At 57.8% G+C, this 14,977-nt stretch carries 10 protein-coding genes; 6 read left to right on the top strand and 4 right to left on the bottom strand.

The features are described from left to right. Positions 1-6: 6 nt before the first annotated feature. From AC2A6O_RS05335 to AC2A6O_RS05325, 3 genes are read left to right on the top strand one after another with little or no spacing between them, the layout of a single operon-like run. A complete protein-coding gene (locus tag AC2A6O_RS05335; protein WP_498926040.1) occupies positions 7-2,808 on the top strand; it encodes a glycosyltransferase in 2,802 nt (933 codons plus the stop codon). A 42-nt stretch (positions 2,809-2,850) separates the two neighbouring features. After that, positions 2,851-4,194: a polysaccharide pyruvyl transferase family protein gene (locus AC2A6O_RS05330; protein WP_148582720.1), complete on the top strand. Its 1,344-nt coding sequence runs from the start codon at positions 2,851-2,853 to the stop codon at positions 4,192-4,194. A 15-nt stretch (positions 4,195-4,209) separates the two neighbouring features. Beyond that, a complete protein-coding gene (locus AC2A6O_RS05325; RefSeq protein ID WP_498926039.1) occupies positions 4,210-5,019 on the top strand; it encodes a glycoside hydrolase family 16 protein in 810 nt (269 codons plus the stop codon). A 76-nt stretch (positions 5,020-5,095) separates the two neighbouring features. Here the strand turns inward: AC2A6O_RS05325 and galE are convergent, their stop codons facing one another. Next, complete coding sequence (gene galE / locus AC2A6O_RS05320) at positions 5,096-6,124, bottom strand: UDP-glucose 4-epimerase GalE (RefSeq protein ID WP_148585737.1); 1,029 nt, start codon at positions 6,122-6,124, stop codon at positions 5,096-5,098. Positions 6,125-6,488: 364 nt separating this feature from the next. On the opposite strand from galE, the gene AC2A6O_RS05315 reads away from it, so the two are divergent. Next, positions 6,489-6,938 (top strand): ABZJ_00895 family protein, encoded by a 450-nt coding sequence (locus AC2A6O_RS05315; RefSeq protein WP_498926038.1) that lies wholly within the window; start codon positions 6,489-6,491, stop codon positions 6,936-6,938. Positions 6,939-7,023: 85 nt separating this feature from the next. Here AC2A6O_RS05315 and AC2A6O_RS05310 read toward each other — a convergent pair whose 3' ends face one another. Further along, positions 7,024-7,257, bottom strand: coding sequence for a hypothetical protein (locus AC2A6O_RS05310; RefSeq protein ID WP_148587249.1), 234 nt, complete (start codon positions 7,255-7,257; stop codon positions 7,024-7,026). Positions 7,258-8,007: 750 nt separating this feature from the next. Here AC2A6O_RS05310 and AC2A6O_RS05305 point away from each other — a divergent pair. Beyond that, on the top strand, positions 8,008-9,033 hold the full coding sequence (locus AC2A6O_RS05305) for a heme-binding protein (RefSeq protein WP_148585739.1): 1,026 nt from the start codon (positions 8,008-8,010) through the stop codon (positions 9,031-9,033). Positions 9,034-9,367: 334 nt separating this feature from the next. Beyond that, positions 9,368-10,489, top strand: coding sequence for a hypothetical protein (locus tag AC2A6O_RS05300; RefSeq protein WP_498926037.1), 1,122 nt, complete (start codon positions 9,368-9,370; stop codon positions 10,487-10,489). Positions 10,490-10,759: 270 nt separating this feature from the next. On the opposite strand, the gene AC2A6O_RS05295 is transcribed toward AC2A6O_RS05300, so the two are convergent. Both AC2A6O_RS05295 and AC2A6O_RS05290 read right to left on the bottom strand, forming a co-directional pair. Beyond that, positions 10,760-13,270: a CoA transferase gene (locus AC2A6O_RS05295; RefSeq protein ID WP_498926036.1), complete on the bottom strand. Its 2,511-nt coding sequence runs from the start codon at positions 13,268-13,270 to the stop codon at positions 10,760-10,762. Positions 13,271-13,309: 39 nt separating this feature from the next. Next, positions 13,310-14,971 carry a GMC family oxidoreductase gene (locus AC2A6O_RS05290; RefSeq protein ID WP_498926034.1) on the bottom strand — a complete coding sequence of 554 codons (1,662 nt, stop codon included), beginning with the start codon at positions 14,969-14,971 and terminating at the stop codon, positions 13,310-13,312. Positions 14,972-14,977: the final 6 nt, after the last annotated feature.

Genomic DNA, 14,977 nt, shown 5'->3' with positions numbered 1-14,977 from the left:
GTGGGCATGCTCCAGCACACTGGTTCAAGACCGGGCCTGCCGAATGTGCGTTATGCACGTTTCGGCGGTACCGGCATGCCCTCAGCCACGGTCGCCATCGTCATTCCGGTCTACAAGCACTCTGTCCTTCTGACCGAGGCCATCGACGCGGCTCTGGCCCAGCAGGCGCCGTTCAATATCGCGGTTGTCATCGTTGACGATGGTTGCCCCTTTCCCGAAACCGGGCAGACAGGCCGGGCCTATGCGCTTGCCTACGACAATGTCTATTACCTCAGGAAAGCCAACGGAGGTCTGAGTTCGGCACGCAACCACGGCATCGACTTTGCCCTGCGCAGCTTTTCCGAACTGGAGGCGATCTACTTCCTGGATGCCGACAACCGGATCACGCCATCGGCGATCCGGACGCTGCTCGAGTTCATGCAGTCCAGCGACGGTGTGGATTGGGTCTATCCCAATATCGACAAGTTCGGGATCGAATGGAACGGCAACTACACGGCGGAATATTCGCGCCTTCTGCACGTTACCTTCGACAATATCTGCGAGGCCGGCAGCCTGGTCTCCAGATCCCTCCTCGATGCCGGAGTTCGTTTCGACGAGAGCATGAAGTCCGGCTTCGAGGATTGGGATTTCTGGCTGCAGGCGATCTCTCATGGTTTCAAGGGCGCGAACTATCCGTTCTTCGGCTTCGAGTACCGCCAGCGCGCCGAGAGCATGTTGCGAGATTCCAACCGCACCCGGGACAGCATCCTTGGCTACATCAAGGACAAGCACAAGAAGCTGTTCTCCACCGAGACGCTGCTTGGCTGGGAGCACGAGGAAGCACCACGGTTCGTCGCCTTCGGAGCGGACACCTATCTGGTCGACCTCTTCACAGATCCGGCGGTTGCGCACAACAAGCGCAGCATCGAGGAGTTCGTGAAGACCTTCTGGGCGGCGCAGGCAGAACCTGAAACCTATGGGGTGCCGCCGTTCTGGCTGTGGATGTCGCCGGCGCACCGGGACGCGCTGAAGAGCTGCGGCCTTTTACACAACGTCCTGTGGCTGACCGAGCGCCTGTCGGCGGCCCATCACTTTGTCGCTATCCGGTTCGAGTGCGACAAGGACCGGCTTGCAATCGAGGTGAACGAACTGGGCGAAGGCAAGGAACTTGCCAAGAAACCGCTTGGATGGATGTGCTCCCTCGACATCATGAAGCAATGCGTCGAGGACAAGTCCGACGACTGGATCCGGACTTTGCGCGGCGCCAATCCGGCACCGAAGATTGCCGAAGTCGTCGTGCGTGGCCCTTTCTCGGCGGAAGATATTCAGGGTACGGCCCTGTCCGCCACAAACAGTCTTCTGGCGACGCTCGGGGCCTTGCGCGAATCCGGTTACCGGCATGGGCCCGGCAAGCGCTGGATTTGGCGTTCGGCCTATTTCCCGAACCGCAGCAAGTATTTCGAACTGCTGCGCCACAGTGCAGGGGCGTCTCCGGTGATGCCGCGTCTCGCCCGTGAGGGCGCACCGCTGAGGGTCGGTCTGCTGTTGCCGATCGCAACGTTCGGCGGCGTCGAGAAGGTTGCCTACGCGGCTGCGCGGGTTCTGAAAAAGGCCGGCTGCGAAGTCCATCTCTATGTGTTCGGCAAGCCGGTCTACAACCACATCGCCGACAACGACGGGGTGTTCGAGACCATCAACTTTCTGGCCGACGACTATCCGCTGTGGGGCGGGCCGAACATGTTTTCGGGCCATGACCTGTTGATGGGGCACGATGAGAACGCGCGGGCCGAAGAGGTTCTCGGGTTCCTGTCCGGTCTCGACGTGGTGATCAACAATCAGCTTGCCCCGGCCAATGCCATCTTCGGCGAACTTCGCCGACGCGGGGTGAAGGTCGTGAACTATGTGCATGTGCTGGACAGTTCCGAACTCGGTCGTCCGGCAGGCCACCCTTATCTGACGCTTGCCTATGAGCATATCTACGACAGTGTGCTGACCTGCTCGCGCGATATGGCGGAGTGGCTGCACGGCATGGGCGTGCCGGTTGCCAAGTTGCTTCACATACCCAATGCAGCCGGTTACCCGATGACGCCGGAAGACGTCAAACGCCTGTCGGACACCCGTCAGCAGGACCGCGACGGCCGCCTGAGGGCGGTGTTCCTGGGCCGGCTGGACCGGCAGAAAGGCATTGAGCGCATCTTTGCCGCAGCACGTGCCCTGAAACGCAAGGGCGTCGACATCGATTGGCGCATTGTCGGATCGGACGTCATGGACGACGGCGCGGGCGGCTCGTGGAAAGAGCGGTTCGCCGAGCTCGGTATCCGGGTAGATCCGCCAATCTACGACAGCCGCCGGCTCAGCCGGTTGCTGGCCTGGGCGGATGCGTTCGTGCTGCCGTCCCGCTGGGAAGGTGCGCCGCTCACGATTATCGAGGCGCAGCGGCTCGGCTGTGTGCCTGTTGCCGCCGATGTGGGGGCTGTGGGCGAGCTGATTGAGAACAAGGTCGACGGTCTTTTGCTGCGTTCCAGCGATGACGGCGTGGTGACCCACGACCTGATCACCGCCCTGGAGACATTGGCCAAATCCGAAAGGCTGCTTCGCTCCCTGTCGGCCAATGCCGCGCAGCGCAGTGCCGAGCGCAGCTGGGACAAGAGCCTTCAGCCGTTCCTGCGGCAGTTGCACAACTGGTTTCCGGATCGTCTGCAAAGCATCCGCCGGACCAAAGCGCCCGTCGCCCATGTTTCCGGTTCACCCGAAACACCGGGCGGGGGTGCAAAAGCTGAAGGCGCACCGCTCTTTCAGCAACGGGGACGGCAGACGTCCGTCCGGTAATCGAAGGGCCCGAGCCCACATTTTTTGAAAGGTGCAGTTCACATGAAGAAGCTCTTCGTTCTCAACGGCGGCGCTGCCGTCAAGCCGGGCAACAAGTCGGCATTCCTGAAAATCGACGACCCTTTGTCGACCTTTGCGCGTGGCGGGATCAACACGGGTGACGTTCTCGTCTATGACGCCATGTTGAAGGCACTGGCCTATGACCAGATCACCAACGTGCAGTTTGCCCATGCGGCCGACGAGAAACTGTGGCCTGCCGATGACTATGACGCCACGGTCATCCGCGGGTCCAACTACCTCACCGAGACAGTCGACATCGGCAATGTCATTCCGCTCCTGAAAAAGCTCAAGGGCCCGATTGTGCCGGTGGGTGTCGGTGCCCAGGCGGCAAAATACAAGAAGCTGGAGTTGCCCAAGGGCAGCGTCGAGGCGTGGAAGATCATCGCCGACAAATGCGAAACGATCGGGGTGCGCGGCGTTTACAGTGCCGAAGTCTTCAACGATATCGGCATCAAGAACATCCGGATCATCGGCTGCCCGAGCTTCTATCGCAATCTGAGGCCGTCCATCGAGATCAAGCCATTCGATCCGGCCAATGCCCGCGTCGGCCTGACGCTGAACAAGTATCTGTCCGCCGACTATGCGTCCAACGCGACCAAGACCAACCGCATGCAACGGGCGCTCATCGAGGCCGTCGCCAGGCGGTCGTCCAATCGTCTCTATTCGCAGGGCGAGCGCGAGGAAACGCTGGCGATCTTCGAGACCGGCGAGGCCAAGCAGAAGCACATCCGTTCGATCCTCGGGAAATACAATCTGGAGGGCGACAAGGATGTCGAGGCGTTGATGAGCGAGCGGATGCAGGCGTTCTTCGACGTTGACGAATGGGCAGCGGATGCGCGGGACAATGTCGACGTTCTGGTCGGCTTCCGTCTCCATGGCAACGTCATCGGCCTGCATCAGGGCATCCCGGCCGTCTTCTTCACCTACGATTCCCGTATTCGCGAGTTGTCGACGCTGTTCGCGATCCCGTCGGTGGAGATCGAAGACTACATGCCGATCAATCTGGAAAAGATCTTCGAGAGCGCCGACTTCTCAAAGGTTCAGCATGTCTACCGGCTGAACTACGCCGAGTACCACCGCTTTCTGACGGAGAACGGTCTCAACCACGTGCTGGCGAAACCGGTGGCTTCTCCGCCCGAGCAGCCGCTGGTCAAGCCGAACCTGGTGAAGATCGACCAGTCGACCGAAGAGGTGACCGACTGGTTCCGGGGCGAGGTCGATTACATGACCAGCGAGATCGAAACCCTGCGCAGCCGGGCCTGGAATCTGGAACTGAAATTGCGCGAGACCACGTCGCCGGAGCCCGGCGCGAAACTGGCGAGCTGACCGGTTCGCGTGATCATGACACCAACCAGTTCCATGTTGAGCCGCCGCCGGTTTCTGACCGGGGCGACGGTTGGCGGTCTTGCCGGGGCGGCGCTTCTTGCGTCGCCCCGGCGCGTGCTGGCTCTGACCTCAAACAATCTGCCTGCGCCCCTGCAGCGGATGGAGGGCGACTGGCGGCTGACCTTTCAGGACGACTTCGACGATCTCAGCCGGTTCCAGCAGACCTGGGAGCGGATGCGGATCGGAGGGCACGGTCACCCGACTATGCGTTACCCGAAAAACGTCGTGATGCGAGATGGCGAACTGGACCTCATGTTAGGCCATCAGGCCGACCCGAAACGACCTTTCACCGGCGGATACGTCCGGACCCGGAGCTTCCGCCAGACCTATGGCTATTTCGAATGCGAGATGCGCATTGCGCGCGAGGCCGGTGTCAACAATGCCTTCTGGCTGATATCCGACCGCGCGACGGAGGGGGACACGCATTTTGAGCTGGATGTGGCGGAGGTCAAATACCCGAACATCGTGCAGGTGTCGGCCCGCCGCTGGAGCCCGGAAAAGAAGGTGCTGGCCGCCAGTTACCGGGCGCATATACGCTTGGATGACACGTTTCACCGCTATGCGATGCTCTGGACGGAACGGGGATTCCGGTTCTACGTCGACGACATGGAAGTCTTCGACGCTCCGAATGATTTTGCCTTTACGCCGGCGCTGCTGCTTCTCAGCAATGCAGTCGCGCCCTTTGCCGGCAAGAACGACGGCGATGTGGCAGGAGCTGCAACCAGCATCCGCGCGGTGAGGGTGTTTCAGAACACTTCAGCCTAGAAACGACTGGCATCTGCCAATGAATTGAGCCGGCAAGTTCACTTGCCGGCTCAAACTTGTAATGCTTCAACCTCGCTCAGGCGACGGTTTCGTAGCCGCGCGGGTTCTTGCAGACCCAGTTCCAGGTGTCGCGGCACATGTCCTCAAGGCCGCGCTCTGCTTTCCAGTTCAGCAGCTTTTCCGCAAATTCCGTATTGGCGAAACACTGCGCCACATCGCCTTCCCGGCGGGGAGCGATGGAGTAGCGGATCTCTCTGTTGGAGGCCCGCTCGAACGCCTTGACCATCTCCAGCACGCTATAGCCGTTGCCGGTGCCAAGGTTGACCGCAAAACAATTCGACGGGGCGGAGCCTGCCTCGAGCACTTCATGCGCCTTGAGGTGTCCTTCGACCAGATCGATCACGTGGATATAATCGCGAATGCCTGTTCCGTCCGGCGTGTCATAATCATTACCGAAGACGGAAAGCTCTTCCCGGCGGCCGTCGGCGACCTGGGTGATGAAGGGCATGAGATTGTTCGGGATGCCTTGCGGATCTTCCCCCACAAGCCCGCTTTCGTGCGCGCCAACCGGGTTGAAATAGCGCAGGATGCCGAAGCGCCAGGAGGGATCGCTGGCGGCGACGTCGCGCAGCATTTCCTCGATCATCAGTTTGGTGCGGCCGTAAGGGTTGACGGCCGCGGTCGGATGATCCTCGGTGAGTGGCAGGAATTGCGGGTCGCCATAGACGGTGGCCGAGGACGAGAAGATCATCTGCTTCACGCCGCAATTGGCCATGGCCGAAAGCAGGCGGTGAGTTCCCACCACGTTGTTGTCGTAATAGGCGAGGGGGATCCTGGTGGATTCGCCGACCGCTTTCAGCCCGGCAAAATGCACGACCGCCGTACAGCTGTACTGCCGGAGGATCTCCTCCAGCCGCGCCTGATCCCGGATATCGGCTGTTTCAAGCGATACCTTTGCACCGGTGATGGCCGCTACCCGTTCAAGACTGACCTGGCTCGCGTTGGACATATTGTCCACCACAACAATGTCGTGCCCGGCCTGCAGAAAAGCCACGCAGCAATGCGAGCCGATATAACCGGCGCCGCCGGTAATGAGTACAGTCATCCAAACCTCTTTTGGCTTCGACGGTGAAGGCGGAAAGGAAATACAGCCCTGAATATCAGATGATTATTGTTCTTTGATTGCAGTCAGTCATCCGTATTTGTTGGGCTGAAATAAGGCCTTAAGATCGAGGCAAAATGAACATATTTTAAAGGCGTTTTGAAGTGTTTGTTCGTGGCACTGTCATCAATGCAAGCGATCTTTGACATTGCAACTTAAGATTTAGATTCTATAAGCCTGCCGGTTGTCGCAGGATAACCCGCGCGAGCTTGCAGTGCCCGGACTGGTCGGAGCCAGTGTGCTTGCCTTTGTACCTGCCAGAAAATGTTTGTGTCACTTGGGGACTGTTGTGCAGAGAAAAGTTGGATTGGTCAGATTTGGGCTCGTATTCACCGGCTTGTTAATCGCACTGGCGATCGTAACTGCTCTTCTGGGGGCGCTTACCGGAGTTTCCGTGAGTGGTTCGGTGAACCAGATTGCTGCAGTCATGGGAGCTGCGACGGATGCAGGGCGACAGTTCTACAAGAGATATGAAGCCATCCCGGACAGCGGTTTCGCCTGGCGGGCGTCCTTTCAGATGACGCTCGTGGAAACCGTTATTTCGGTGTTCATTGGTGGGGTGTTTCTCTGGAGCCTGTTTGCACAAAGCGAGTCCGGCCTACAGCTCTCCTCGTTGATGATGATCATCGTGCCGTTGTTGATCTTCATGTTCGCGGTCTCCTGGGTGGCCAAGCGCTACGTGTTCATGAGCAGCGCACGGCACGCCGAGAAGGCTCACCTCAAAAAACTGGAAAAGAACAGCACCGTTTTCGAGTGAGTCCGGAGACTGGCCAGAGACGCCACAGCCTGCTGTCGCCAGCGCAATAGGGATCGGCAAAACGGCAAGGCGGGGCAGCCTCGCGTTATGAAGACGCGAAGGTGACCTTCACGCCGCGCTGGCGAAAATAGGCCTGCATGAGCTTGCGTCCGGACCGGTTGTTCTGGACGAGCTTGGTCGGATCGATGACGGCTTCTTTCTGGCCTTCGCGTTTCAACGCTTCCTTGAGAGCTGCGATGTGCAGGTCAATGTCTTCGTTGTCAGCCTGAAGGGATTCGTAAACGCGGTTCGTCGCATCCGCTACGGTCAGTTCGCTCAATGGTGCATTCCTGTTGTTGCCTTGCTGGCGCTTACCACACTTTGACACCCGATCGAAAGAGAGTTCATCAAACCGGAAGGGGTGGTGGTCGCAGGAAGCGCGTTCAAACACGCCTGGTTTCCAGGCCGCACCAGCAGGCGACCTGCTTTTCCGTGTTAGATGTCGTTTCTCCCTGGTAATCGACGACGCGACCCTGAGTGACGCCCGTGCCTCTTTCCGTTTCGTTGAGCATTACAAACGCGTTAAATCGTACGTGAGTGTGCCGATCTGTTTTACGCGGACGGAGTTGGCGAGCTCGTGAGCTTTCATTTATGTTTTTCTTGATTTCTGCCAATTATTAAAATGATTATCTATATATTATTTCTGTATTTCTTTATATTTCATATTTATAAAATTTTTTACATTAATTGAAGGCGTGGTTGTGTGTTTTTATATTATAGAAAACATATTTTCTGAGCGTGAATGTTTGTCTCTTCATCAAGAGGCAACTTTTCGTGGAGTATAGGGTTGAAATAACGTTACGTAATTTCTTGCCTCGAAAGCCATGTTGTGGTTGACGATAAAAGCAATCTATGGAAGAGTTCCTTTGCGTTAGGTTGTATGTATTTTTTGATCAGAGTTGCTCTTTTCTCAATTTTTTTGGAGAATTGCGCGCTATTAATTCGGGTTTTAATGCTCTGATTTTGAAAAAATCTGACTCTACGTAAGCATTTGAGTATCTTTTCTCTCGTTTATTCACGGGGAGTTGTTATGCCCATCCAAACTGATTTCAAATACGAACAGAAACATTCCGGCTCGGCTACAGTGCAAGAAACCCTGTCCGAGGCGGTTTCCCAGGAAGACTTCCTGGGTCTTTTGCGCGACCTCTGCGGCACCACACCGGAAGGCAACGCCCAACGAACCTGGAAAGGGCCGGGCTTTAATATGATCTGGCGGCCGAACAATCCCTCGGTGACGCCAGATTTCGGCGACCAGCCGCATTTTCTGCAGTTGAACATGACAGAGGAAACGCTGTCCTTCACCGATATCAGTGGCCCGACCGGGATCGCCAACAGGGCTCTTCTGCAAAAGGACATCTTCCTTGGCGGCGTGGCTTACCTGCAGACGATCAACGACAGCTTTGACAACTCGGGTCAGCATTTTGAGCCGGGGGTATTCAACAACGTACCTGCAACGCAGGATCCCAGCGAGCCGCCCACGATAGTTCGCATGGGATCTATTCCACACGGCACGACGATCAACATGCAGGGCCAGGCCTTCACGGCGCCGCAGCCAAGGATTGATCCGTCTTCGATCGTACCGTTCAAAATCGGCAGCGTTGACGACGGGGCCACCGACCTCGTTCAGTTTCCCGAGCAGGATCTGTCGATATCATTGAATTCGCGGACCGATCTCGCGCGCGTCGCCGGGCTGGACCAGGATCACCTGAACAATCCCAACTTGTTCCTGACCGATGTGCTGAAGGACCAAACCATCACAGAGACCGTGGTATTGGTGCTTTCGACGGACTCAACGGCTCCGGGGGCGGTTCCTGACGTCGGAGGCGGCGCCTCCAACATCGCCTTCCTCGTTGGCAAACAGCCACCGAACGGCGGCGGGCCCAACGCCGACATGCCCAAGGCCACATCCATCTTCTGGATCGAGAAGGGGACGGACAAGTACGGCAAGCCGCTGTTGCAGCTTCAGTACACCCAGCGCGTGATCCTGGACTTCAACGGGCTCAGCTGGCCGCATGTCACTGTGGCGACGCTGCGCCTGGTCGAAGACACCTATTGATCTCGACGGATCGACTGCGATGGCCGGGGCAGTGTGCGGATGTACTGATGTGATCGACATATAGTTTGCACGCGACCCGGCCAAACAGCAGTGACTATAAAGCCGCAGAATCTGGAAGAGACATTGCATAGATGGTCGCGGAGGAGGGGCGTGCCCCTCCGACACGCGGATTAGGGTCCCAATTGCCGTGTGGAGTTCAAAAGCGCGTTTGCCTGAAGGATGGTTGCTGTTGGGTTGGGGGGAATTGATTTTTCAGCTTCAGATTGCTTTATGATTGCGGTGTTGCTTGCAGAATTCTTTTTAACCGGTCAGACAAATCGCCTTGAAAACTCTCTTGATTGACGTGATGAACGTCGTCCTCATCCGAGATGAAAAGCAGAACTATGGTCTCGATGCCGAGGTTCTGGAGTTGCTTGAACGCCTTCTGAAGGAAGGTGTCCCCATCTATGCGGTTTCGATGGTCTCCCAGGACCAATGGAACATGTTGGAGTACCAATTTCCGACCCTGAAATCCCTGTTCCGGGGTGTCGCGTTTCCAGCTGGCAAGAGCGAGAATGCCAAGGACAGGGTTGATGCGATCAGGCACTTCCTGAAGAAGCATGGTGTTCCGGAAGATCGCGTCTTTTATATCTTCGACAGCAGTTTTCTGGCTGGGGGAAAGGTGCAAGAATATTATGATGCCTTTCGCGAAGATTCCGATATCGGTGTCAACTTCCACAATTCTAAGATGTTTAGCCCATACTGGCTAAAGAAAAGTTTTGTCGCCAAAAGGGTGATGTATCACTCTGCCCGGTCACCTGAAATCTTGCTTAACTCCAGCGAAAAAGAACTGTGCGGGTTGTTGGTCAAATATATCGCTCTTGCAATGTGCCGACAATTTCTTGAATGGGATTTTGAAGACTGGATAGAATTGTTGCCGGAGAAGGCCTCGTCCCACAATTGGGATCAAGTCGATCAATACGATGGCGTCCTTGGTGCGATGATGACTACGGATGGCATTTCGACGTACAAGATTGTCATCACATGTTTGGAACAGTTCGGCCTGGTTGAGCGAGTTGGTGGCAGGGTCTATCAATTGCTGGAGAACGCGCACGACATTCCTCAGATCATTCGCACTCGCCACGACATCAATCGAGAACAATTTGCCTGGGCAGTCGAAACGTTCTTCGACTACGAGGTGCAAAGCACTTGGTCACCCTCGAAGGAGTGCCGGGAAAAGTTTCCCGAGAGGATCGTGAATGTCTCCTCCGAAATCATCGATGGCTTCCTGGCGACTGAATTGATCACGGAGAAAGACGGCAGGCTCGTTTGGAGCGACAAAATGGAGCCGTTCTTCATGATGATGCAGCGAGGCGGGCCGGTTGTGCGAGGCTCTGCGCTTGAAAAATCAGGTAAAGAAGAAGCAAGCGAATTCTTCGCGAGAATTTGCATGCTGCCAGACGAACCTCTCCACTAAGTCACACTGTCCGAGGAATATGCCGCCGTTCAAAAAACGCCTTGAAGATGCGGACTAACGCGAGGCCAAAGACGTCGGGTGCGCTCAACGTGAATGTGCCCTCGCACAGAACAGGGTAATTGACGCAGCTATAGTCCGCGCAATTCGCTACTTTAGAAGCGGAGGAGGGGTGTGCCCCTCCGACACGCGACATTGCTTCCCGGTCAAAGTGTTGCCGGTGCAAGCCCGGCGTGGGGTGCCGCAGGCGGCGAAGCGCCGCCTGCTGCCACGTCAGCTCGGCAGATATTCCTCACTCCAGGACTCACTTAGTGCGCCTGAGGACAGCATTTTTTCAACCGCACGATCGGCATAGCCTAGTTCGGCCAGAATGGTGCGGGTGGACGCGCCGAATTTTTCGGAGGGAGACACCGCGTAGACCTTCCCGCGAGTTGCCCGCACGGCGTAGGGGTCGAGCTGGATGACCTCATGACCCGAAGGGTGATCAGCATAAACCGAGAAGGAATAGCTGCCATTGTCTGTTCCCGGCGTATCATCCGCTTCCCGGGAGTGTCTCGCTCTGAGCGCATCGATGTTTTCGCAGATCGCCACGCCGATATCCGCTTCCCGCAGTCGTGAGAGCCATTCCGAGGCGGGTTGGCTCTGGAACGCGGTGGCGAGATAGGCGGCGCGCTCAGCGGGGTCAATATCGGGAAGCTCTTCAAGCCCCTCGACATTGCGGAAGCGCTGAAGGTCATTCTCATAGGCGCTCAGAAGTATGTGTCGGCCCGAGGCGGTGCTGTAAAAGCGGCTGAGATCGTCCCAGCCGATGGCGTCGGGGCCGGAAGGTTCGTCAAACAACCCACGCCCCTTGTAGTCAAAGGCAAAGGGCAGTTGCAGCAGCCCGCTGTTGGCGGACAGCGAGGTGCGTCCCCGTCCAATCCGGCCATGGCGGTATTTCTGATAAAGTGCCGCTGCCACCGCCAGCGCGCCACCAAAACCGCACATGACGTCAATCGTGCCCACATGCGCGTGTTCCTCGGGCCTGTCCATGGCACCTCCGAAGCGCAGCATGATGCCTGTGGCGGCCTGCACGAGGTCGTCGTAGCCGATATAGTCGGTTCGAACTCCGCGGCGGACGCCCGAGAAGCAGTCGAGCTTGCAGAAGATCGCGTCCGGGTTCAGCTTGCGCAGGCTCTCCGTATCGAGGCCCATGCGCTTGATCTGGCTGTCCGGTGCGTTCCAGACGATGATATCGACTGATTTCACGAGATCTTCAAACACCTGCCGCCCGTAACGCGATTTCAGATCGGCAAGCATCGAGCGTTTGCCGCGCATCTGGGAAAGGCCATAGATCACCGTGTTCCAGCTGTCGTATAGCGGCTGTGCGGGGTCGAGTTTGATGACCTCTGCGCCAAAGCGTGCGAGGTAGCAGGCCGAATGCGGTCCTGCGATCACGTTACAGAGGTCCAGCACGCGCACACCGGTCAGCCATGCTTCCTGATCGTTCTCCTCGGACGGCTCTGGAATGTCGGTACGATGCTTCCGCAGGATCTTCAACGCCTCGTCGAATTCCACCCAGCGGCGCGGTTCTGGCGCCAGTGCTTCCTCGCCGCTTTCCTCCATCCAGACGATTGGGCCCGGTTGGGTCATTTCACCGTATTCCGGATCCCAGACGTCGATCATCAGGCCGGAGTGCTCTGCGTATTCGTCGTTGATCCATTCCTGAAGCCACAACTGCGGCCCTCCCGGGATGCCGGCACGTCCGAAAAGCTTGACCCATTCGCGTGCGGTGCGCGTCATGAAGACTTCCTTCATGCGCGCGGCGATGTGGTCGGCCCAGTCCTTGGGCATGGGGTAGACGCCCAGCGAAACCGGCGAGGACCATTCGGCCCAGGGTTTGTAGGTGTCGTCCTCCGAGGTCAGTCCCTCCTCGACCAGCTTCTCGTAGATGCCCAGCACTTCAAGGCAGCGCTTCGCGTGATGTTTGTGGCTGGGGCAGACCACGTAGAACATGCGTCCGTCCTTGCACATGTAGCTGCGGAAGAACGGATCCAGAAGTTCCTGCAGGTCCTCGTAAGGAACGTTCATCTGCAGACCCTCGATGCGGCGTCGCTCGATCTCTTTTTCGCGCTGCGTAAGGTAGCGTTCGGGTATGTCAGCCACCTTGATGGAGTTGTAACACAACCCCTCCATCACCGCGGCGGCCAGAGGCACTTCTATCTGGTCGCCACGCCCTGTCACTTGCCGCGATTGCAGTGCCAGCACTGCAGCGGAGGCTGCGATCTGTGCAGCATAGGCCGAGGCCAGGGGGAGCGGAGAAAAGGACGGGTTTACACCCATCAGGACGCGGTTCAGCCCCATATCCGTAAACACGCCGGAGCTCGCAGCAACAACAGTTTCAAACGCACGTTGTTCGCGACGTTCGAGATCGTTCGAGGCAAAGCCGGGAATCGACAAGGTAATGAGTTCGGGCCGCTCCTTGCGCATCTCCGCAAAGTCGAGTCCCAGCGCAGCGAGTTTCCCCGGCCGGAAGTTCTCGATCACGATGTCGGCTTCGGAACACAGGGCCCGGGCTTTTTCCAGCCCGTCTTCCGTTTTCAAATCAAGGTTCACAATGACCTTGTTCCGGTTCAGGGCTGCATTTGCCGGACTGTCCCACATGGGGCCTGCAAGCGGGTCTATCTTGACCACCGTGGCACCCAGATCACCAAGCAGCATTCCCACTGCAGGGCCAGCGATATATTGGCCGAAATCGACGATCTTTACGCCGGTCAGTGGAAGCTGGGAAAAGGTCTTGCGCATTGTTCCTCCGCAATTCTTGCCTTTACAAGGCTCTTTTTATCACTGTCCTGCGAGTATCCATTGGGCGGCTTTTTCGGCGATCATGAGCGTGGGCGAATTGGTGTTGCCGCTCGTGATTTCCGGCATGACAGAGGCATCGACCACGCGCAGTCCCGTAATCCCCTTGACCCGCAGATGCGGGTCGAGCGGGGCCGCGGCATCGTCTTTGCGGCCCATGCGGACAGTGCCGACAGGATGGAAGATCGTGTTGGCGATATCCCCTGCCAGCTTGGCCAGTTCGTCGTCGGTTTGATACTCGGCACCGGGCTTGAATTCCACGGGTGCATAAACTTCCATCGCTGGCTGCTTCATGATCGTGCGAACCTGCCGCAGGCTGTCGGCAGCGACCTTGCGGTCTTCGTCCGTGTCGAGATAATTGGGCGTAATCCTCGGCGCATCGCGGAAGCTGTTCGAGCCGATCTTCACATGACCACGGCTGGTCGGGTTCAGGTTGCAGACCGAGACCGTGATTGCCGGGAAGGGGTGCAGAGGTTCTCCGAATGAATCCAGGCTGAGTGGCTGGACATGGTATTCCAGGTTCGCGTGGGGGCGCTGCGGATCCGACCGGGTGAAGGCGCCCAGCTGGCTGGGGGCCATGCTCATCGGACCGGAGCGCTTGAACGCATACTCCATGCCGATCTTCGCCTTGCCCAAAAGGGTCGAAGCCAGGGCGTTGAGCGTCTTCGTACCCTTGACCTTGAACACGGCACGGATCTGAAGATGATCTTGCAGGTTCTCACCTACCTGGGGCGCGTCCATGACCACTTCGATACCGTGTTCGCGCAATAGCTCCGCGGAGCCCACGCCGGACAGCTGCAGGATCTGCGGCGAGTTAACGGCTCCTGCCGACAGCACGACTTCCTTCGTTGCGGAAAGTCTCCGGGACTCGCCGGCCCGGTTCACGATTGCGCCCGCACAACGCAGGCCACCGTCGGCATCACGTTCGAACGTCAGTCGCTCGACGTGCGCTTCGGTCCAGATGGTCAGGTTGGGGCGTTTTTTGGCTGGGCGCAGGAAGGCCTTCGATGTGTTCCAGCGCCAGCCCGCGCGCTGATTGACGTCGAAATAGCCAACCCCCGCATTGTCGCCTGAATTGAAATCCTCGGTCTTGTCGACGCCAATTTGAGTTGCCGCGTCGGCGAAGCTGTCCAGTACATCCCAACGCAGACGCTGCTTTTCCACCCGCCATTCGCCGCCATGTCCGTGAATGTCGGAAAATCGGCTGTTGTCACCGGTGCGCACGTCGCCGTCATCGAGCCTGTAGTGATCTTCGTGCTTCTTGAAATCCGGAAGCGCGTTTTCCCACGCCCAGGCATCTTCGCCGGTGATCCGGGCCCAATTGTCATAGTCGCGGGCCTGACCGCGCATGTAGATCATGCCGTTGATCGAGGAACAGCCGCCCAGCGTCTTGCCGCGCGGATACCGCAAGGCGCGTCCGTTCAATCCCTTGTCAGGTTCGGTGTTGTACAGCCAGTCGGCGCGCGGATTGCCGATGCAGTAGAGGTAGCCCACCGGAATGTGGATCCACGGGTAATTGTCGCGCTTGCCGGCTTCGAGCAGGAGAACATTGTTGGATGGATCGGCGCTCAGCCGGTTGGCCAGCAGGCAGCCGGCGGTACCAGCCCCCACGACGATATAATCGAACGTCATGTCGATCGACATGGTTCC

Source organism: Labrenzia sp. ATLA3 (assembly GCF_057180185.1).
The sequence above is the reverse complement of the archived record's forward strand: the minus strand, read 5'-3'. Positions and strand labels throughout refer to the sequence as shown.